The sequence below is a fragment of the Legionella sp. W10-070 genome, assembly GCF_900640175.1.
Taxonomy (GTDB): domain Bacteria; phylum Pseudomonadota; class Gammaproteobacteria; order Legionellales; family Legionellaceae; genus Tatlockia.
The window spans coordinates 40,674-61,560 of the sequence record NZ_CAAAJC010000017.1; the positions used below are offsets into that span (position 1 = coordinate 40,674).

The following is a 20,887-nucleotide window of genomic DNA, read 5'->3' on the forward strand; positions in this document are numbered from 1 at the left end:
ATTTCAGCTGGTAAATAGTTTATCTTGATTTCCTCTCTATAAATAGATCCACGCCAAACTAGAGGATCTATTTATAGGGAGGAGATCACCGTGCAGCTTGTCCGCGGCACGTTAGAATGACGATAAGACTCATTAGAGCAACGGTACTGTTCACTTGCCTCGATGTATATGATTTGCTGAAGCCTGTGCTGTCGGCATGATTGTCATCTCGGCAATGTCTACATGGGGTGGTCGGGTAACACAATAATAGGCTGCATCAGCAATATCTGCAGCCATCAATGGATTAAAATCCTGATAAAATGCTTGTGCCTTATTTTTGTTTCCCCAGCGAACCTCACTAAACTCGGTTTCAACCGCGCCAGGGGCAATTTCAGTAACCCTTATGGGAGTACCTAGCAGATCAAGCCGCATGGATTTGCTAATTGCCCGAACGGCATGCTTGGTTGCGCAATATACATTTCCGGCAGGATAGCATTCCTGGCCTGCAATAGAGCCAATGTTAATTATATGCCCTTGTTGGCGTTCAAGCATACCAGGGAGAATACTCCGGCTTATATAAAGCAACCCTTTAATATTGGTATCAATCATGGTATCCCAATTTTCAATTGCCCCTTGCTGGACAGGGTCACTGGACAGAGCAAGTCCTGCATTATTAACCAGTATATCAATTGCCTGCCACTGGGCAGGTAGCTTAGTGAATAGTGCTTGTATTGCTGAGGCTGAGCGAACATCCAATTGAATTGCCAAACATTCGTTACTATACAGACTGGTTAATTCCTCAGCGAGCGCTTCGATACGCTCTTTCCTGCGTGCGCATAAAATTAATTTGGCACCATTGAGGGCAAAAAGTCGAGCGCATGCTTCGCCAATACCACTGGACGCACCGGTAATAAAAACCAGTTTATCTTTTATATTCTGCATATTACCTCTTGAATTATAATAATTTATGCTCTTTGTCGTTTTATTAGTAATGTGGTTAGTTTTTCAAATTCTGCAATAATAAAGCCCAGTATTCCGATTGCGGCTATCCAAAAACTATCCAGAAAACTCAGTGATTCTGTTTTAAAGATAGTTTGCAAAAACGGTAAATAAGTAAAATTAAGTTGCAGGAAAGCAACGATTCCTATTGCAATTAATACAGGCTTTGTTCCTTGAACCCCTTGCCATGTTAATGAAGGACCGTGAATATAGCGAGAACTGAACAGGTAAAAAACCTCCAGTAATACCAGGGTATTAACTGTCATTGTGCGAGCGGTTTCAATGCTTTCGCCCATCCATAATGCCCAGTTGAAGGTGCCAAAAACACCTGCCAGAAATAAGATAGAAATAAATGCAATTCTCCAGACAAGGTATTTGGACAACAGCGGTTCATGGGCAGGGGTAGGGGCTCTTTTCATGATATGGGGCTCTGATGGTTCAAAAGCCAGTGCGAGAGCCAAGGCAACCGAGCTGGTCATATTCACCCAAAGGATTTGTACTGGCGTAATAGGCAGAGTATAGCCAAGGATGATTGCCATGGCCAGGCTAAGGGTTTCCCCTCCATTAATTGGTAATAAGAATAAGATCGCTTTCTTTAAATTATCATATACGGTTCGTCCTTCTTTAACTGCTGCCACGATAGAGGCAAAGTTATCGTCAGTGATCACCATTTCTGCGGCTTCTTTGGCAACTTCAGTCCCTTTATGTCCCATTGCCACGCCAATATCCGCACGCTTTAAAGCAGGGGCATCATTGACCCCGTCACCAGTCATGGCGATTATATAACCTTTTGCCTGTAGTGACTTTACCAGCCTTAATTTATCTTCAGGACTGGTGCGGGCAAAGACGTCAACTGTTTCGATAGCGTTGGCAAAGGTTTCATCATCAAATTCATGCAGCTCTTTGCCGGTCAGTACCGCTTTGCCATTGCCTATCCCAAGTTGATTAGCGATGGCCAATGCGGTAATCGCATGATCGCCTGTTATCATTTTAACCCGGATGCTGGCTTCATGGCATTCTTTAACCGCCTCAATTGCTTCAGCTCTGGGAGGATCAATAATTCCTACAATACCAATCAGCGTCAAACCTGACTCAACATCGGCAAACGCTATTGTTTCCTGGTTCATTGAAACAGGCTTACAGGCAATGGCTAAGGTGCGCAATCCCTGTTGTGCCAACTGGTTTACTTTTTTATGCCAGTCTTCCAGGTCAATTGGATAACTCTGCTGGTTTTCAAGCTGAAATGAACAGTAATTTAAAATGACTTCAGGAGCTCCCTTTACGTAGATAAAAGCTTCTTTGTCCTGTTGATGCAAGGTGGCCATAAATCGATGTTCCGCATCAAAAGGAATGGTATCAATTAATTTGAATTGTTCTTCGAGGTGATGCCTGTAAACCCCTGCTTTTGCTGCCATGGAAAGCAGGGCACCTTCCATAGGATCCCCTTGTAGTTGAGGCTCATCATCCTGAAAATTAATTTCGGCATCGTTGCATAGGACGCATGCGGTAGATAAGGTCAGAAGATCCGCGGTTGGTGTTGTTATCTTTTCGTCATCCCTGTAGAACTCACCTGTCGCGCTATAGCCAACGCCGCTCACCTCCAAATTGCTCATTGGCAGATAAACTTTTTGTACGGACATCTCATTACGGGTTAATGTGCCAGTTTTATCCGAGCAAATAATCGATACAGAACCTAATGTTTCAACCGCAGGGAGCTTGCGGATAATAGCATAGCGTTTGGCCATGCGCTGTACGCCAATGGCCAAAGCGACTGTTAGGATAACAGGCAAGCCTTCAGGAATTGCAGCAACAATAATCCCTACTGCTGCCATAAACATTTCTTGTGCCGAAAATTGATGCAGAAAAAAACCAATGGAAAATAATAGTCCCGCAGTGATTAAAATAAATCCGCTGAGCCACCATGAAAATACAGCCATTTTCCTTAATAAAGGAGTCATGATGGGTTGAACTTTACCAAGAAGCTGGCTTATCTTGCCAATCTCGGTATGAATGCCAGTGGCAGTAACAATACCTTCTCCCTTACCGGAAGTTACCAATGTTCCTGAAAAAGCCATATTGATTCGTTCTGCCAGTGGTGTTTCGCTGCCGAGGATATCGATTGTTTTATCTACAGCATTTGATTCACCGGTGAGTATCGCTTCATTGATTGTCAGGTTTTTACTGTGAATGAGCCTGAGATCCGCAGGTACCTTATCGCCAGGCTGCAGAAGCACCAGATCACCTACTACCAGCTCCTTGGCAGGAATGGTCACTCGCTTGTTTTCCCGCAATACGGTAGCATTGGTTGATAGCATATCGCGTACGGCAGCAATTGCTTTTTCAGCTTTTCCCTCTTGTATAAAGCCAATCAGTGTATTAATAACAACAACAGCAAAAATAATTGATGAATCAATAAATTCCCCTAAAAATAAGGTAATAATAGCTGCAGCCAATAAGATAAGAATTAAAATATTATTTAGTTGGGAGAGGAATCGCATAATTACCGAGCGGGGAGGGGCGGATGGAAATGAATTATATCCGTCTCGTAGAAGACGGCTTCTTGCTTCTGATGAGCTTAGTCCCTGCTTATTTGAAGTGATTAGTTGATTACAAATATCACTGATAGACTTATCATGTGAGAAATATTGTTGGTTATATTGTTTCATGTTGCCCCGAATAATTAAAGTGACCCAATCACGCGACGAAGGGGTACCAGTTACTCAGGAAGTGAAAATATCTCATAATGGTCTCTCCCTGATTCAAATGAATAGTTACATTAACAGGTTTTATCATTTAATGAAGGGGGTTTCAACGGCTATGAATTTTTATAGCATACGACCGTTGAGTATAGCTTCCAGTTGAAGAGAAGAAACAAGGAACTAGTAAATGCATCATGCGCTTCCATTAATTACAACGATTGCCATGGCGCTTGCATTGGCTTTAGTCATGGGCTTTATTGCTGTATATCTGAGACTTCCGACCTTGGTCGGTTATTTGTTAGCCGGAGTGATGATTGGCCCATATACACCAGGATTTGTAGCGAATGCGGAGATTGCGCACGAGCTTGCAGAGATTGGTGTTATGTTATTGATGTTTGGGGTGGGCCTGCATTTTTCATTGGCAGATTTGCTTAAGGTGCGCAAAATTTCCATCCCTGGTGCAATAGTACAAATGGCTGTGGCAACAATTCTTGGTTCGGGTGCTGCGATTGCATGGGGATGGGATTATAGTGGGGCTTTGATTTTTGGTATTTCCTTGTCCGTTGCAAGTACGGTTGTACTGCTTAGGGCGCTTGATGAACGGGGAGCATTGGAATCAATTAATGGCCGTATTGCGGTAGGATGGTTGCTGGTTGAAGATTTGGCGATGGTGGTGGTACTTGTTTTACTTTCCCCGCTTTCTCACTGGCTGGGCGGCACCTCGGCGACTGCAGATAGCCCTCTTTGGCTGGTGTTGCTTATTACCTTCATTAAAATTTCCACATTCATTGCATTGATGCTCCTGGTAGGGCAACGCCTGTTCCCTAAGTTGCTTTGGCATATTGCCCATACTGGTTCACGGGAACTGTTTACTTTATGTGTCATTGCTGCAGCAGTCAGTATTGCCTATGGTGCTGCCCGGTTGTTCGGCGTATCTTTTGCCCTGGGTGCTTTTTTTGCTGGTATGATCATGCGTGAATCGGCATTTAGCCACCGTGCTGCAGAGGAGTCTCTACCATTTAGACATGCCTTTGCCGTATTATTTTTTGTTTCAGTGGGTATGCTGTTTAATCCGGCGGTTTTAATCGAGCAACCATTCCAGGTTTTAACCGTAGTAGGTATCATCGTGGTTGGTAAATCACTCGCGGCCTTTGTCCTGGTACTTGCTTTTCGCTACCCCCTGCATTCAGCGTTAATTGTCTCAGCCAGCCTTGCGCAAATAGGGGAGTTCTCATTTATTCTCGCGGAGCTTGCCATCCGACTTGGCATGTTTCCGACAGAGGGAAGAAACTTTATTGTTGCTGGCGCCTTAATATCGATAGCAATTAATCCTTTGGTATTCAAGCTAATAGATCCTATTCATCAGTGGTTAAGAGCCAGCACTAAATTAGCAAGACTGTTTGACCGCCCTGATGATCCGCTTGCTGAACTGCCTATGACAACCAGTGAAAAATACCTTGCAGGGCAAGTTATTTTAGTCGGCTATGGTCGAGTAGGTAAGCGCATTGCCAGTCTGCTTTCTGAGGAAACAATCCCTTATGTTGTCGTTGATGAGAATCGCGAGTTAGTTGAGCGCTTGCGGATATCGGGTACTCCTGCGGTTTATGGGAATGCTGCCGATCCTTCAGTGCTTATTCAGGCTCATATTGCCCGAGCAAGCATGCTCCTTATTGTTATCTCAGACCCTGTATATGTCCGACAGATGATTAAATGTGCATCTACTCTTAATCCGGGAATAGAGACAGTAATACGTACACACAATGAAGATGAGGCGCAATTATTGCAAAAGGATATCGTGGGGAAAGTTTTTTTTGCAGAAGAAGAGATTGCCAGGAATATGGGATTTTATGTATTAAACCGCTATGGTAAGTTGTCATAATGCTAAGAAAACGCCTGGTTTGGGCACTTGTTCATCGGGTTGGAAATACGATTGATGTTTAAGGAATGAGTATAATGAGTCAATTTCTCTTGTTTGTGCTGGTCGGATTTGTTGCGCAGATCGTAGATGGTGCATTAGGTATGGCTTATGGTGTGATAAGTACCGGTGTGCTTGTCAGTTTGGGAATCCCGCCAATGGTTGCCAGCGCATCCGTCCATACGGCAGAAATTGCAACTACGGGTATTTCAGGGTTTGCGCATGCTATGTTTAGAAATGTTGATTATGCCTTATTCCGACGTTTGGCAATTCCTGGAATTATTGGCAGTATTATAGGTGCTTATGCGTTAACAAAAATTCCAGTGCATATAGCAAGGCCTTTAATTGCTGTCTATTTGATGAGCATGGGGGGACTGATTTTATATAAAGCCTTTCGGGGAGGGCGATTATTAGAGGTTCTTAAACATTTTATTGAAGAAAGAATGGGGCAGCATAAGTTACCATCCGAAGAGGCGCGTGGTTTAATTCCTCTTGGATTCGCGGGGGGCTTTTTCGATGCGACAGGCGGTGGGGGTTGGGGACCCATTGTAAATTCTACCTTGCTCGCACAGGGAACGGTTCCTCACTATACGATTGGTTCTGTCAATTTAACGGAGTTTTTAGTAACCATCAGTGCAGCGGCCACGTTTTTTTTGACAATAGGCATTTCTCACTGGTTCATTATTCTGGGATTAATTGTTGGTGGCGCTATTGCGGCACCTTTTGCAGCCATTATTGTCCGATATATTCATTCACGAATTATCATGTTACTGGCAGGCATTTTGATTATAGTACTCGGCATCCTAACGATCGCCAGGGCTTTTTTATAAATATAAGGAAATATTAATTATGAAGAAATACCTGATTAAGACAAAGCGTCTTGGTCTGCGCTTTATTAAACAGGAAGACTCTCATTATCTGGAAGCTTTAGACAGTGATCCGGAGGTGAAAGAATTTTTCCCTTCAGGAACATTGACCCGTGAAGAAATTATTGCCCTGATTGATAAATGCTTATCAGACTGCGACCACAAGGAGTTACCCTGTTTTATTATTTTTGAGCTAAAGTCAGAAAAATTTGTTGGCCGTGCTCATTTTGATCAACTGGATACTGGAGAGATTAAGGTAGGCTACCTTTTGCATAAGGCATTTTGGGATAAGGGTTATGCAACAGAGGTATTGCAGGCGTTGCTTCAGTGGGCCAAGAACCACATAGATGCAGATGAAATTATCGCCTACGCCGATAAGGACAATACAGCATCTTTTAGGGTCATGGAAAAATGCGGTATGACCTATTACAAAGATGGTTACTATAAAGATATGCCAAGCCAATTTTACCGTATTAAAAACAAATAAATTTTAGAGTGGCATATTCCTTTATCCTGCAATGAAATTTTCTTTTGAAGGAAATTAATTATCTTTCAATAATAATGATTTATTTCTGGCAGAAAAGATAAACTAGATTGCTGATAACTTTTTCACAGAGTTTAAGTTGCTCAACCGTTACAAATTCATTGGCGCCGTGAGCTTGTTCAATGGAGCCTGGACCGCAAATTACTGTAGGAATCCGGGCATTCTGAAACAGGGCAGCCTCCGTAGAATAGGATACCTTTAATCTCTCCTTCACAGCGGTTATTGTACGCATCAACTGGGTAATTGTGGCATCTTCCGAAACACTAAAACCGGGCGAATTTGAGATTAAATTCATGTAAATAGCGGCTTCGGAATATTGGGCTTGCATCTTGGGTAGAAGCCTTTTCTTAATATAATTTTCTATCTGACTGCTAAAATTTTCGGTTGGAAATCCTGGTAGATAGCGCACGTCAAAAATAAACTCACAAGATCCAGGGGTCACATTAGGTGCATTGCCGCCACTAATAATATTGATAGAAATAGTGGTAAAGGGAACATCAAAATCATAATCAAAAGGCCCTTTTTCCTTAAGATGTTTGGCGATTCCACTGATGTAACTAATCAGTTGACTCGCGTATTCAATGGCATTACAGCTTCGATTGGTTAGAGAAGAGTGGGTTGCAAAGCCCTTAATCTGGCAATGATAGACTTGTCTTCCCTTATAGCCCACAATAGGTCGCATATTAGTGGGTTCCCCAACCAGGCAAGCTTCTGGCCGAATCTTCATTTGTTGCAATTGCGCCAGTAAAAGAGGCAGGCCAAGACAACCGACTTCTTCATCAAAGGAAAACGCAAAATGAAGGGGTTTTAGTAATTCCAGTTGTTTGAACTTAGGGATAAGGGCAAGCAGGACAGCAATAAACCCTTTCATGTCGGCTGCTCCGCGGCCATAAATCCGTCCATCTTGTTCAAATGCAATGAATGGATCACTATCCCACCATTGTCCATCGACAGGGACTACATCGGTATGTGCTGATAAAATAATCCCACCATCTGTATTGCCGTTTTTCGCGGGTAAAGTAGCTAATAAATTCGCTTTAGGCTCCGCCGTATCAGATATAACATAAGAGTCAATCTGGTTTTTCTTTAGCCATAACCGCAGATCCTCTATCAGTTCCAGATTAGAGTTTCTTGAGGTTGTATCAAATCCAATCAGTCGTGCAAGCCATTGCTGCGCATTCAAAATTTGCCTCCTTCCCTAAAAGCAAGCATAGATAGATATCCAGAATGATGCAAATGGGTTGCGTACCGTTTTACATTTTTCCAATGATCATATCCCTGCTATCTTTAAGCGGGCTAGGTTTTGGGCAGTTATCTTTTATCGGCTGCAAATTGATATTAATTTTCGCTTCGATAAAGATAACTGCACAGACAGGAAGATGCGGTGAAAAATTTTGATGCAATCATCGTTGGAACAAGACAGGATGACTCTTCATTAGCTGATTTCCTGGCTCAAACCCGAATGTAAAACATAATTCAGCAAATTTTTCCTACTCATGGTATAATTGCCCAATATTAAGTCATTTGGGTTTCAAAAAATTAAACTCAAAATATATCAACACAGGTTCATTCCAATGCTCAGTCCAGGGATAAGCCTATTAAGGAAACATCATGAATTTTAAAGCATTGGGGCTTATTGAACCTTTGGTTCGCGCAGTTACCGAATTGGGTTATAGTGAGTTAACCCCCATTCAGGCCAAGTCCATCCCAATTATCCTGAACGGTAAAGATTTACTTGCCTCAGCACAAACCGGAACAGGGAAAACAGCCAGTTTTGTGTTGCCTGTTTTGCAACAGTTAAGCAAAGCACCTCCCGCCAGGGCCCATCACATCAAAGCTTTGATTTTAACCCCCACTCGTGAGTTGGCTGTCCAGGTACATGAAAATATCATTGAATACAGCCGCCATTTAAAAATACGTTCGACTGTCGTTTTTGGCGGAATAAAAATTAATCCGCAAATCAGACAGCTCGCTGCTGGTGTCGAGATATTGGTGGCAACGCCGGGGCGACTTATGGATTTACATCAGCAACAGGCATTTAAATTCGATGCAGTTCAAACGCTGGTACTCGATGAAGCAGATCGGATGCTGGACATGGGTTTTATTCATGATATTAAACGTATTATCCGTTTATTACCCGCAACCCGTCAAAACTTAATGTTTTCCGCCACTTTTTCCAGTGAAATTCGGCAACTTGCCAAAGGTATTTTAAACCAACCTTTGGAAGTGGATGTAGCTCCTCGTAATACTTCTGCCGTTGCAGTTACCCAATATATTCATCCTGTGGATAAAAACCGCAAACCAGCCCTTCTCAGCCATTTGATACATAAAAATAAATGGAGCCAAACCCTGGTATTTTCACGAACAAAACATGGTGCAAACAAGCTGGTTAAGCAATTGGCGGAAGCCCAGATTCATTCTGCTGCCATTCACGGTAATAAAAGCCAGTCACAGCGAACCAAAACACTGGCAGAATTCAAGACAGGTAAATTGCATGTGTTGGTAGCAACCGACATCGCTGCTCGTGGTCTTGATATTGAAAAACTGCCTTGTGTGGTTAATTTTGACTTGCCCCAGGTGGCTGAAGATTATGTTCATCGTATCGGGAGAACTGCACGGGCAGGCGCATCAGGACTTGCCGTATCTTTGGTTAGTGCTGATGAAGTGTCTCAATTACAATCTATTGAAAAACTGATACAAAGAAAACTTGAGCGTATTGAAATAGATGATTTTGAACCGCAGCATTCCTTGCCGACTGGTGCGGTAGCAAGGGATAAAAAGAATCATCAGCCGCAAAAGCGATCTGCTTTTGGGGCAAAGCAACGATCTCAAAGAAAATACAAAAGTTAGTATTGCAGGCGTTCTTTTTCCCATACCCTGGTAAATCCGGTCATATCATGGAGCTGAGAAAAGCCATGCTAAAAGTAGCGGAGTTATCAGGTTACCTTTTAGAGGTTACAGTAGAAACCTGTTAAAGTTCTGTTTGGTATATCTTAGGTCATTACTCAATCAAGTTCATCAATATAGTAAATCGGGATATCCTTCGCAGGCTCAGGGGAGTTAATCCACAGAGTCGTTCCTTCCCTTAAAAATTAAAGTTCTCTTAATCTTTTTGTTGTATTATTTGTAGTCAAATTGAGATAAAAAGGTATTATTTATGGAGGAGTTGATACGATTAATTAATAGCAGTCTCATTAATGATGCTAGAACCGATGTTTTTCTTTATCCTTTCCCGGATAATTTTCTTTACTACGACGTCAAGATAGACCCTGAGCAGACTTCTTTTTTAGTTGATAATAAGCAAGTGATAAAATTGCGATTACTCTTGCAACCATCCAAAAATCAATCATTTAACGCTGCCTGCTGTATTAATTTTGCGGATGGCAATAAAATGGTTCGGACAGTATGCCCGGATAAATTAAATCAGCTGCACAATTGCTTTATACGTCATTGCTCAAATAATATTCAGCCATTCGTTCGAATGACATCACAATCTCTGCCCTGGGGTTTCTATTCCATGAGGCATCATTATTCACAACAGAGTGCTGATCCTTTCCTCTACTATACTAAACTTCATGAAAAAATTATCAACAGCATAGAAATTCTTATTGATGAAAATCATTTTGAAGGATTGAATATAATTGATGCCGGCTGTGGGGATGGTCAGCTTTTAAAGAAAATAGAGAGCCGCTTAGGGGCTAAATTAAATAAGGGTTGCAACTTCCTTGGTTTTGATTTTAATAGTAAAAATATTCAAGCTTGTTTGCATGAGTATCAGGGGGCCTGTGTATTTCTCCAAGGAGATATGCTGAAAATTCAGCATATTATTCAAGGCGCTTTTCTGGGTGGCTATCTAAATCCAGAGTGGCCTATCGTACTAACTCTTTCAGGAACATTAACTCGCCTGGTTCTTGATAATGGCTTTCAGGCTGGTAATGTCTTGATGCAGGCTGCTGCCAAGTCAGTTGATTATTTAATTGGCGGGGGTGTAGGTGAACCATTAATTACTCGAGGGATGCTTAAACAAATCGGATATAAAGCGTTGTCTTTAAACTCTGAAATGAGTGTGCATAATTTTTTTTGCTGTCAGCTCATATCGAAAAAAGAGTCTTTATCCAGAAGGCTTGCCAAGCTGGATAAGGCAAATTGCCTCGATTTATCACTTTGTCCGGAGGCTGATATAGTCCTTAAAATGGCTGAAGCTTCCCTACGAGATGACAGCAACATCGATTTATCGTTTGTACCTGTTACAGAAGAGCTTATTCAAACTCTCGACCAAATAACGCAAAGACATCAAGACTTATCATTAATTTTTTGCCACTACGATATAGAGCAGGCGAAAAAATTGATACAGTCTTTTTTTCTAAGGGCTAAAGTTTCAATTACGATCAATTCTCAGGATGGGGTATTGCTATCTTCTTCCAGGTTTTTTGATAGGTTAAGAAGTAATTCAGCCTGCTTTGTCTCTGGAGGTACATTAATTAATCCATTTATCCTGAATTATATTGCTGAGAAAATACCCTATAAAAGACGAGGACGTCCTAATTGGATCAAACAACAAGAAGAATTATTAGACGAAATTGCCAACTCAGTGAAAATCGTACTGGATAGGGATGATGATGAAATACCGATAGTTAGATTGCCTGAAGAGGGGGCGGTGTTTAGAACGATTTTGGAAAGTAAGCTATCTGTTTGGAAATCAGACATTTTTGGTGGTAATCTAACCAAACTCGATGGTTTGATTGCTTTTTATAGATATGGCATGACTATCATACCTCACGGGGAGTTTTTTGGCAGCCCGGAGGAAATTGGGTCTCTTGAAGATGAAATCCTGTTATACCATCATCTGGCAAGCGCTCATTCAGAAGAATTTCCGCGTCAAGCAATGAGGATGCTATCTTATTGGGCGATTGATACAAAAACAGCGTTTCAATCGCTAAAGCGTAAGGCAGCCATGGTTTTTGTAGACAAATTGTTTACCCATGAAAGGGATGATAGCTTACAGCGTTATTCCATGTGAGGACTGACTTTTAAAATAGTAGCCCCTTGGTCATCCCTTGCTAAGCAGGCAACATTCAAAGATGGGCTGCAGGCAGGATGAAAAAAGTTGTGGATATTTAATGAGGTCTGCTTACATTTAACCTGTAGGTAAGATTCTCGCAGCGGGGCCATTTTCATTGTCAGCGATTTCTACCCTTGTTATTTGTTGTCTGTTCTCTAATTCTTCAATTGCCTCACGCAGAGAGCGATTAACCAGATAAGGACAATTCAACGTTTTAGCAACTGATAGATCAACTGATTTAATTTTACCTTCGATTAAAGCAAGGCAGGGAGCCTTCATTAATTCCCCAGTCTCCTCACATTTTGCCCACTTGGGAATGTCCTTCGTTGGGGAGTAAAAAGAGAGCCTGGTTTTCTTTCTCTGCAACCAGTCTTCTATAGCTTTCTGCAATGGCTCGTTTAATATGCCGCCTGTTATTTCTTTCCGTGAAAACGGACAAATTCCACCACAAAGTGTTTTTATCTGAATGATTGATTGCCTCTCATAAGTTTGACTGCCATGAGGATCTGTTGTCACTGTCAGATAAGGACGAATAAGGAGAGAAAAAGAGATGGGATCAGATGCCCAATGAGGTAAATCCAGCCTATTTTCTTGTTCTTGTCGACTTACTTTGTCTGCTCGATTTTTTTCTTTCTTGGTTAATGTATAAGGACTAAATACTTCTTTAGCATAAGGGAAACCATCGAAGTTTAAATCGGATTTTAAATTTTCCTGGCCAGATGATTCCTCATGTAACTTAGACAGTGTGACTAAAAAACCCAGAAAAAATGCCACACTTGCTATAGTGGTTGTAGATTCATCTGGATCATGTTCACCATTAAAATCGATATTCATTAGCACTTCTGGAGAAAGAAGTGTAAGAAAAGCAGAAGCAGCCCCTCCAACAACCGAGAGTGCCAATTTTTGAAGCATAATAAAATTCCTATCGAGTTCGTTTAATTTCAATTTTGAGTAAATTAAACTCAAATCGAATTAGGATTATAATACATCTATTTTTTCTTCACAATGTTTTGAATTTGGCCAAAAAATCATTGTGGAAAATTGATAAATTGTTCGTTTATTTGTATGACTTAAATTTATCAGTCAAGAGAGAAAATGCCAAAACGTACAATTGGATATGACACTCCAGAACATGAGATTGTGGTTGCATTTGAAGCTATTAATAATCTTGAGATTGAATTGCCTCTTTAAAAAAACTTCAGGGACGTTGCCTGGGAAATAGTTAGAATGCTTCGCTTTACGAAGAACAATGGAATGATTTTCTGAATAAATGCATTGAAAAGTCATCCGCTATGAAATGGCACCACTGAAATTTACTGGATTTTTGAACTGATAATTAATCAATAGAAAAATCCAGTTAGGCTATGTCTGCTTTCGCAATATGACCTGTTTGATACTATTATATTCTTAATAGTTGAAAGAACGTCATAAGGATAATTTTTTAATGGAATTCCCCGGCGTTAGTAGCCCTCAAATAGAAGAGAAGCTTATAGCCGAGTCATATAAAAATTTTTATATGATAGTTATTGCTGATTTTTTTGCAACTATCTTATTTGTTGCAATTCTCTGGCAACAAATTAGTAATAAACGCATGGCAATAGCGTGGTTTTTGGTGATGCTTGTTTTTAATCATCTGCTAAGAGGGGTATTTTTATTTAATTATTATCGTCAAAAAAAACAAGGGAATTTATGTCATCTTGCTTTCTGGAAAAAGTATTTCATATTTAATAATCTGCAATCGGGTATTTTGTGGGCTTTAGGAGGACTACTATTTCTTTATGTAGACGACCCTCTTCATCGTATGGCTATTTTTGTATATCTGATTGGTCTGCTTGGAGCGCCGGCGGCTAAACTGCTAACTATCCATATAGCTTATCTTGTTTTCATGATCCCAATTTGGATACTCTTGCTTTTTTTATCAACATCCTTTGTACCGCCTTTATCACTTATCCTGTTTCTGGCGACAATACTTTATAGTTCTGTAGTGGTATATACCACTGCATCAGTAAATAAATTTCTAATGAAATCAATTTACCTGGAAGTATATAGTTCAAATCTATTATCGGATTTAAGGCGTAGTGAAGAAAATTTTCGCAATACCATAGAAAATGCACCGATTGGTATGGCTATTGTTTCACCTGAAGGAAAATACATCCACGCTAATCATACGTTACAAGATATATTGGGTTATAGCACTGAAGAATTAAGCAATAAAAATATGCTTGAAATTACTCATTCTGATGATGTGCCTATGACGCAAGATGCAATGAATAAACTCATTAGGGGCGAGTTGCGTATTTCACATATGGAGAAACGCTATATCCGAAAAGATGAAAGCATTATCTGGGCGATGGAAAGCTCAACCCTCATTCGAGATGAACAGGGGTCACCGGTTAATTTTATTACGCAAATGAAAGATGTCAGTGATCGTGTTCAGAGTGAAGAAAAAATGCGGCAACTTAATGAGAAAACAATAGAAACTTTAAATGAATTAAAGTTACTGGAGCATGATGAGAGTTTATTAAATAAATTAAATCGTTCACTGCAAATTTGCATTACTGCAGAGGAAGCTTATCCACGGATAAATCTAATTGCTCAAGACTTATTTCCTGACCTAAACGGTGGTTTGTCAGTCTATAATAAAGCGGTTAATCAAATGGAGACTGTAGTTCAGTGGGGAAAAGTACAGTTTTTGCCAAAGATATTTTTTCCTATAGACTGTTTTCCGATTCGGGAAGCCAATGTTCATGTGGTTGATAACCCGCATAAATCTGTACCTTGTGCCCACTATCTTAGTCCTCCCCAAGGAGGATATATGGCATTACCTCTGATGGTGCAAAATGACTTAATTGGTGTTATCCACCTGTTAGCGCTTAATGGAAAGAAATTAACACAACATCAACAAGATATGGCCAATTCATTTGGCAATATTGTAAAACTGGCCATTGCCAACATTAATCTACGTGTTTCATTGAGTGAGCTATCATTACACGATCCATTAACGAACTTATATAATCGACGTTATTTAAATGATATCTTGTCGCGAGAATTAATCCGAATTGCCCGGGAAAAAAATACATTATGCGTTGCCATGCTGGATATCGATAACTTTAAGAAATTTAATGATATTTACAGTCATTTGGCTGGTGATGAGGTTCTTAAGTTGATAGGGCAATTATTAAAAAAGAGCTTTCGTGATAATGATATTTCTTTTCGCTTTGGCGGTGAAGAATTTGTAGTTGTACTCCTGAGTACCACATTAAATAACGCCTTGAAGATAATGGACGGGTTTCGTGAAAAGCTAAAAAATACCCCGATTTATTTTAAGGGCAACCTATTACCCAACATTACTATTTCAATCGGCGTAGCAGAGGCCCCCAAACATGGTGCAACTATTGATGACATAATAAAGGCTGCAGACCACGCACTTTATGAGGCAAAACGGGCGGGTAAGGATAGGGTAGTAGTCTACGGTCATGGCTGAGATTCAGTATTAGAGTTGGGGGAATATGACTATACAAAGTATTGATACAAAAACATTCAGAGAATGGCGACGCACCATTGGTAGATGTAAGGGTAGGAGCCTATTTTTATTTCGCACCAGCGGTTAGTTAAGTACTCATCCTGAAAGGTTTGTCTTTATTAAACTTGTCCTGATAACAATCTTCTTTTGTACAAAAAAGCATTATCTGGTTAGACATGGAAAATGATTTGGGTGAGGGATGACTTTGTTTTTTGTATTCCTTCATAGCAAATGTAACTTCTTTTTCTTCTAATAACGAAGACTTTAAAAGAAGATTGAAAAAAAAAGATATTTTCTCCTCAGATAATGGTTTCCTGTCTTTTTTTTCAAAATGGTAATGACCTTCGTCTGAATAAAGAGGATCAATGCCTTGGTGATAAAGTTCCTTCTCGGTATCCTTATCGGAATGACTCATAACATAAGTAAATGGGTTGTTTTCATCGTTACCGATCTCCGAGGCAAAATCCATTACAATTAACAAAGTATCATAATCCTTGAAATACAAAGTTAAATTATTAGATTGAATAACAAGATGTTTTATTTTATTTTGAGGTTCAAAACTAATCGAGATAGTCATATGTCACTACATTCCAAAAAAAATCGAACTGTCAATCCTGAGTGAAGCCAAACCTTAAAATGGCGTAGATGCTCCCCCTTTTTCAGTTGTGCTTTTTATATGTCTAAAAATTTTAATCCGCTAATGTCACGTTTTCCGGTATTTAGCAGTATTTTCTTTTGTTGAGGTATCATCATCTTCAGAGTCAACCATCGATAGGCCAAGTTGAATAATGGATATACCCTCCTCAAATTTTCTTTTTTTAACCGGATCGGTCTCTGCTTTTTTGCTTTCCCAACCAGTTTACCAAAGAAAGTCCCTGAAAAGACCCCTTGAAAAAGCGATAAATTTGCTGGCTCATTTCTTTTTTCAGATCCATTATCTGAGTCAAGCGCGTCAATTGGTATAAATGTTGATATAGTTGAATGACCTGAATGTGGAGAATCTTCCATTTGTTTTTCAGTTTTTGATGCTTGTATAGAAGTGATGCCGAAAGTTGGGCAAGGATCGAAACCACCATCAATCAAAATTTCATTAGCTAATTGTTGAGCGGACTCCTCATTGTGAATATTCGTATCAATTTCGGGATTCTTTTCCTGGTTCTTCAGCACATCCAGATTTTTTTCCGCGGATTTCCAGGTTTTGCTAGCAAGATTCGCAAAATGAGCTACAAGTGACGTTAATTTTTCCGAATCCGTGATTACGTTTGGGGAAATATAAATAGATAATTTTTTTGGTTTCTTTTCTATTCCCCCTAAAACAACATAGGAAAACCGTACCGTAGCAACATCTTTTCTTAAATCGCTAGCCGCTTGAGTGGTATTATCCCCATAGGTAATTAAATAGGGGATATCATTCTTGTTCATAAGTCTTAATGAATTTACCAATTCATTCTTGTTAAGATATTCTATATACAAACCCTCCCGATCAAATTCATGTGGAGGCGTCATAAAATAAAACTCACCCTTTCTCGCTTCAGCAACTGCAATGTGCATATCAAGTTGCTTAAACTCAATTTCAGTTTTAGCCATGATGTCCTTACATTTTTTAATATTTTCAATTCGATATGATGGCTTTGTTTGACGGCCAGGGTTACGTTTAAAATTAGCTGAGATGTTGCCATCGCTCTTGAATATCACATTGGTATACGCATTGTTTTGTAAAAAAATCAATAAGCAATAGTCTTTAGGACTTTTTTCATTGAATTTTTGTAACAATTCCTGATATTTTTTTTCTTGTTCTTGTGGCGGTGAATCAAATACTGTTTTATGATAGTTAGTGTATCCCCGTTCAATTTCTGCCATATCCGTTTGCTTAAGGTAATTCAGTGCATTGATTAACTCACCATTAATGTCACTGGCAATATATTTTTTATTTGGATATTTACTCGCCAGATAAAATGTAAGCACACAGCTACCGCAAGTCACATCCCTTACCGTATCAGCTTGAGCAAAACTTGTGGAATCCGCTAAAATTTTTTCAACATTTTCCATGTAGTTCATTGTGTTACCAAAGTAGCGAAAAGGTTGAAGCCCGGATCGAGTTGAAAAAGTAGCGGGAGCTTTCTTTTTAAGAGATAAGGATTCCATGCTATATTTTGTCAATAGCTTCTTATATTCTTCTTGATACAAAGAAGAGTTTCTAATTTCTGTAAGAGTCTTATCAATTCTGTTATTTCCTATTATTTTTTTTGAATTTAGATCACAGGCAAGTTTTGCTTGAGTTTTTTCAGGGAATGTACCGGTTGCTTTATCAAACTCTTTCATATTAGGAGATAGCCGAAGCAATTCGACTGCATGCTCTTCCTTAAAAAGAGTAAACCTCATGGTTTCAATGATAGGAAAATCCAGCTTTTCATTTGTCGAGTGTGCCTTATTTAATTGCGATATGACACCTAAGATGAATTTTTGAGCCGAGGTGTTTTTTTTGGGATGTTTATATATTAAATAACCAGGAATCCAATCAACCTTGTGCCATAGCCTGCTTTTCTTTTGAGCAAATGAGGGCATAATTACTCCTAAAATTAGTGTATGCCTATCATCAACCATCTCTTCATTTGCAGATGATGTTAAAATTTAAACATTTTATCAAATTTTAAATTAAACTGAAATTTATTTTTATAAAATGCTTGTTTAATAAGCATATGAGAACCCGGCTTTTAGCTGATTGCCTTTATTAAACGAGAAGCGAATCTAATGGGAAAATCGAAATAAAAAAGTTCAAACAAAGAATCATTACAACCATCTAATTCTGATTTTAATGGTAAAGAAGAAATAACTGAATCAACAATAGCAAGTAGCCTGGGTGAAACCCGGGTTTCAGCCTTTCAGGCTTGCTTTGTGCTCTCGGGTGTTAGGAATTGATGAGCATTCATTCATTAGGTTTCTTCCTACCTTGGAATTATAATTTAATTATGTGATAGCTGAAATTTTCCCGCCAATTTTTAATCCAGCTTATATCGTGAGAAATAATAACACAGATTCCGTTTTTTCTTTCAAGGTGATTTGTGAGTAATTTGTACATTTCATTCATGGAATGCTGATCAAGCCCATTGATAGGCTCATCTAACAAGAGGTATTGAGGGGAGGTAAGCGCTCCTGATACAAACAGAAATTTTTTCTTTGTTCCATAAGACATAGATGCAAAGGTGGTATTAAGCTGTCCTTTGAGATTGAATGTTTCAATCAATTCAGAAGGCCATTCTGCATTTTTAGTCTGACAAATAAACTTCAAAAACTCAGTCCCAGTCAAAAACGGATAAACAGGAGCGAGAGCAGGGACATAACCAATCCTATTTTTAATTGGGGTACTTTTTTTGTTAAAAATATCAACGCCTGAATAGCGGATAATGCCTTCATCTGGAGGAAGGGAGCCGGCCATCATATTCAAAAGAGTTGATTTCCCTGAACCATTTTCACCACAAATATGTAAGATTCCTTGCTCAACATCACAAGAGAAGTTACTGATAATTTGTTTTCCAGATAATTTTTTTGATACCTTGATAAGGTTTAACATAGATGCTTAACTCGTGAAAAATTGAACTATATACAAGACCAGTACGACAAAAGACAATCTGATCGTTGTATTAGGTAATTGTTTTAAATTGATAGAGTAGGTCACTGCGTTGATGATAGTAATTGAAAATATTATATGCGCTAACATCCAAAGGCTTAAATCAGAACTCCATGTAGCAAAAATTGTGCATGGAAACAAGATTAAACTTGTTAGAATTAAGTTTAATACCTGATTTTTTTTAAACCAGTAATGTTTTTCAATGGGCAGGCTTAAAAAATAGGCAGCCATATTTTTTGTTTCAATTGCCAGTAAGCGTGAAAATGAACTCATAATGCAGATGGTGATGTAGTTTAATATCATGATGATATATATCAAGTTAGGGTTTTCATTCGTATGGATTAAAATAATTGCTGACAGGAATTGGAAAGCAATACTTAAAACCATTCTTGTGAGTAAAAGGCTGCGGTAATTTTTTAACATAGCACACTGAACTGACAAAACAGGGCCTGTCAATAAAGAGATTATCTGACCTTTTTTATATCTCTTAATACCAAAATTTGTATTTTTAATATCAATAAAACCAAGCACTGAAACAAGAAAAATTAACAGAGCCGTTGTTGCATTGAACCATGGTATTGAAAAATAACTTTTTGTTAATACAAATATCAAATTAATGATGCATACCAAAATAAATTTACTGATGTTTTTTTCACAAAAGCTTAATTGCATAATCAATAGACTGGAGATCAGATAAACAGTTTCAAAAATAACCATTAAAGGAGGCTGTGATATTAGAGCCGTATATGTACCCAGCAGGAGAATAATCCACAAAAAATTATTGCTGATAAACAAGACAAAAATAGAAGAAATACGATCAAACGTTTTACTCACCGGTAATGTTTGAATAAAGGACTCAAATTCCTGACTAAATACCATTTTTCTCTGGCAGGAAAACAGGATAATAAAAATAAGATTTAAAACAAATAAATATAGACCGGTTGACTTAAACGAAAGGTTATTACCCAAAAGAAGGGTGATAGGCTTTGAAATTAATGTGAGATTAAAAACACCGAAAATAAAAATGCTGCCAAAAATGAGTAGTGCAACACTATATTCATATAGTGTTTTCATTAAATTGTTTCCATACCATTTTAGTTTAAGTGCAATTAAATGATTTACCATAAGGTTGGGTCTACTTCAATGCATGTCATAATAGTCTTTCTCCAAGTTATTGACTTCAAATTTAGCAATTATTTAAAATAAAAAGCACTCAACTCAAGAAGCTCAATAGATATAGACGTTTTTTCAAGGTCGCTATTCCTGATTAAACCTTTAAGATAATGGTGAATATATTCACACACCCTGTTTTTTATTTCAGGAGTTCTGCCGGGTAAAATTTTTAATGTTAAATGCATGAATAAATTATTCTCGAACGCATTACCAATAAAATAGTGGTCGTATATTCTGACTCGACTTTTGCAGCTGTTAATTTGTGTGGGTAAATTATCAGCCAGGTATTGATGTAAGTGGTTAAATAATGAATTAAAGTTGATGTTTGAAGCGATTCTATCGCTGCATTCAAAAATTAAATGGGGCATAAATTCATACTCTCGATATACTCATAGAAAATGGCTCTACCCCAATTAAGGGGGCACTTTAATCAAGTTAGTATAGACTAACCCTTTGATTTGAGGGTCAAAAGGAAGATTAAGATGCCCAAGAAAGATTG

The 20,887-nt window shown here is 38.9% G+C and carries 14 protein-coding genes; 6 read left to right on the forward strand and 8 right to left on the reverse strand.

The window, feature by feature from the left end:
• Nucleotides 1-150: 150 nt before the first annotated feature.
• Together E1O65_RS08610 and E1O65_RS08615 are read right to left on the reverse strand one after the other, a co-directional pair.
• Nucleotides 151-921: an SDR family NAD(P)-dependent oxidoreductase gene (locus tag E1O65_RS08610; protein ID WP_133133200.1), complete on the reverse strand. Its 771-nt coding sequence runs from the start codon at nucleotides 919-921 to the stop codon at nucleotides 151-153.
• A 23-nt stretch (nucleotides 922-944) separates the two neighbouring features.
• Entirely contained in the window at nucleotides 945-3,644 is a 2,700-nt protein-coding gene (locus E1O65_RS08615; RefSeq protein WP_133133201.1) for a cation-transporting P-type ATPase, read from the reverse strand.
• 220 nt (nucleotides 3,645-3,864) lie between these two features.
• On the opposite strand from E1O65_RS08615, the gene E1O65_RS08620 reads away from it, so the two are divergent.
• The 3 genes from E1O65_RS08620 to E1O65_RS08630 all read left to right on the forward strand — a co-directional run bounded on the left by E1O65_RS08620 (nucleotide 3,865) and on the right by E1O65_RS08630 (nucleotide 6,945).
• Complete coding sequence (locus tag E1O65_RS08620; protein WP_133133202.1) at nucleotides 3,865-5,556, forward strand: cation:proton antiporter; 1,692 nt, start codon at nucleotides 3,865-3,867, stop codon at nucleotides 5,554-5,556.
• A gap of 74 nt (nucleotides 5,557-5,630) precedes the next feature.
• Nucleotides 5,631-6,422, forward strand: coding sequence for a sulfite exporter TauE/SafE family protein (locus E1O65_RS08625; RefSeq protein WP_133133203.1), 792 nt, complete (start codon nucleotides 5,631-5,633; stop codon nucleotides 6,420-6,422).
• Nucleotides 6,423-6,441: 19 nt separating this feature from the next.
• A complete protein-coding gene (locus tag E1O65_RS08630) occupies nucleotides 6,442-6,945 on the forward strand; it encodes a GNAT family N-acetyltransferase (RefSeq protein ID WP_133133204.1) in 504 nt (167 codons plus the stop codon).
• Nucleotides 6,946-7,024: 79 nt separating this feature from the next.
• Here E1O65_RS08630 and argE read toward each other — a convergent pair whose 3' ends face one another.
• Nucleotides 7,025-8,185, reverse strand: coding sequence for an acetylornithine deacetylase (gene argE / locus E1O65_RS08635; RefSeq protein WP_133133205.1), 1,161 nt, complete (start codon nucleotides 8,183-8,185; stop codon nucleotides 7,025-7,027).
• A 428-nt stretch (nucleotides 8,186-8,613) separates the two neighbouring features.
• On the opposite strand from argE, the gene E1O65_RS08640 reads away from it, so the two are divergent.
• Nucleotides 8,614-9,852: a DEAD/DEAH box helicase gene (locus E1O65_RS08640; protein ID WP_133133206.1), complete on the forward strand. Its 1,239-nt coding sequence runs from the start codon at nucleotides 8,614-8,616 to the stop codon at nucleotides 9,850-9,852.
• A 307-nt stretch (nucleotides 9,853-10,159) separates the two neighbouring features.
• Complete coding sequence (locus tag E1O65_RS08645) at nucleotides 10,160-12,022, forward strand: class I SAM-dependent methyltransferase (protein ID WP_133133207.1); 1,863 nt, start codon at nucleotides 10,160-10,162, stop codon at nucleotides 12,020-12,022.
• A gap of 117 nt (nucleotides 12,023-12,139) precedes the next feature.
• Here the strand turns inward: E1O65_RS08645 and E1O65_RS08650 are convergent, their stop codons facing one another.
• Nucleotides 12,140-12,976: a hypothetical protein gene (locus E1O65_RS08650; RefSeq protein WP_133133208.1), complete on the reverse strand. Its 837-nt coding sequence runs from the start codon at nucleotides 12,974-12,976 to the stop codon at nucleotides 12,140-12,142.
• Between the two features lie 532 nt (nucleotides 12,977-13,508).
• Between E1O65_RS08650 and E1O65_RS08655 the strand changes: the two genes are divergently transcribed.
• Entirely contained in the window at nucleotides 13,509-15,548 is a 2,040-nt protein-coding gene (locus E1O65_RS08655) for a diguanylate cyclase (protein WP_133133209.1), read from the forward strand.
• 127 nt (nucleotides 15,549-15,675) lie between these two features.
• On the opposite strand, the gene E1O65_RS08660 is transcribed toward E1O65_RS08655, so the two are convergent.
• The 4 genes from E1O65_RS08660 to E1O65_RS08675 all read right to left on the reverse strand — a co-directional run bounded on the left by E1O65_RS08660 (nucleotide 15,676) and on the right by E1O65_RS08675 (nucleotide 20,289).
• A complete protein-coding gene (locus E1O65_RS08660) occupies nucleotides 15,676-16,164 on the reverse strand; it encodes a hypothetical protein (RefSeq protein WP_133133210.1) in 489 nt (162 codons plus the stop codon).
• Between the two features lie 95 nt (nucleotides 16,165-16,259).
• Nucleotides 16,260-18,152, reverse strand: coding sequence for a DNA adenine methylase (locus E1O65_RS08665; protein ID WP_165474938.1), 1,893 nt, complete (start codon nucleotides 18,150-18,152; stop codon nucleotides 16,260-16,262).
• 391 nt (nucleotides 18,153-18,543) lie between these two features.
• Nucleotides 18,544-19,158, reverse strand: a complete 615-nt coding sequence (locus E1O65_RS08670; RefSeq protein ID WP_133133212.1) for an ABC transporter ATP-binding protein — start codon at nucleotides 19,156-19,158, stop codon at nucleotides 18,544-18,546.
• Nucleotides 19,159-19,164: 6 nt separating this feature from the next.
• Entirely contained in the window at nucleotides 19,165-20,289 is a 1,125-nt protein-coding gene (locus E1O65_RS08675) for a hypothetical protein (RefSeq protein WP_133133213.1), read from the reverse strand.
• Nucleotides 20,290-20,887: the final 598 nt, after the last annotated feature.

Excerpts from the sequence above, each read along its gene's own strand:
- E1O65_RS08610 (WP_133133200.1), bottom strand. The coding sequence starts at position 921 with ATGCAGAATATAAAAGATAAACTGGTTTTTATTACCGGTGCGTCCAGT.
- E1O65_RS08615 (WP_133133201.1), bottom strand. The coding sequence starts at position 3,644 with ATGAAACAATATAACCAACAATATTTCTCACATGATAAGTCTATCAGT.
- E1O65_RS08620 (WP_133133202.1), top strand. The coding sequence starts at position 3,865 with ATGCATCATGCGCTTCCATTAATTACAACGATTGCCATGGCGCTTGCA.
- E1O65_RS08625 (WP_133133203.1), top strand. The coding sequence starts at position 5,631 with ATGAGTCAATTTCTCTTGTTTGTGCTGGTCGGATTTGTTGCGCAGATC.
- E1O65_RS08630 (WP_133133204.1), top strand. The coding sequence starts at position 6,442 with ATGAAGAAATACCTGATTAAGACAAAGCGTCTTGGTCTGCGCTTTATT.
- E1O65_RS08640 (WP_133133206.1), top strand. The coding sequence starts at position 8,614 with ATGAATTTTAAAGCATTGGGGCTTATTGAACCTTTGGTTCGCGCAGTT.
- E1O65_RS08645 (WP_133133207.1), top strand. The coding sequence starts at position 10,160 with ATGGAGGAGTTGATACGATTAATTAATAGCAGTCTCATTAATGATGCT.
- E1O65_RS08650 (WP_133133208.1), bottom strand. The coding sequence starts at position 12,976 with ATGCTTCAAAAATTGGCACTCTCGGTTGTTGGAGGGGCTGCTTCTGCT.
- E1O65_RS08655 (WP_133133209.1), top strand. The coding sequence starts at position 13,509 with ATGGAATTCCCCGGCGTTAGTAGCCCTCAAATAGAAGAGAAGCTTATA.
- E1O65_RS08660 (WP_133133210.1), bottom strand. The coding sequence starts at position 16,164 with ATGACTATCTCGATTAGTTTTGAACCTCAAAATAAAATAAAACATCTT.
- E1O65_RS08665 (WP_165474938.1), bottom strand. The coding sequence starts at position 18,152 with ATGCCCTCATTTGCTCAAAAGAAAAGCAGGCTATGGCACAAGGTTGAT.
- E1O65_RS08670 (WP_133133212.1), bottom strand. The coding sequence starts at position 19,158 with ATGTTAAACCTTATCAAGGTATCAAAAAAATTATCTGGAAAACAAATT.
- E1O65_RS08675 (WP_133133213.1), bottom strand. The coding sequence starts at position 20,289 with ATGAAAACACTATATGAATATAGTGTTGCACTACTCATTTTTGGCAGC.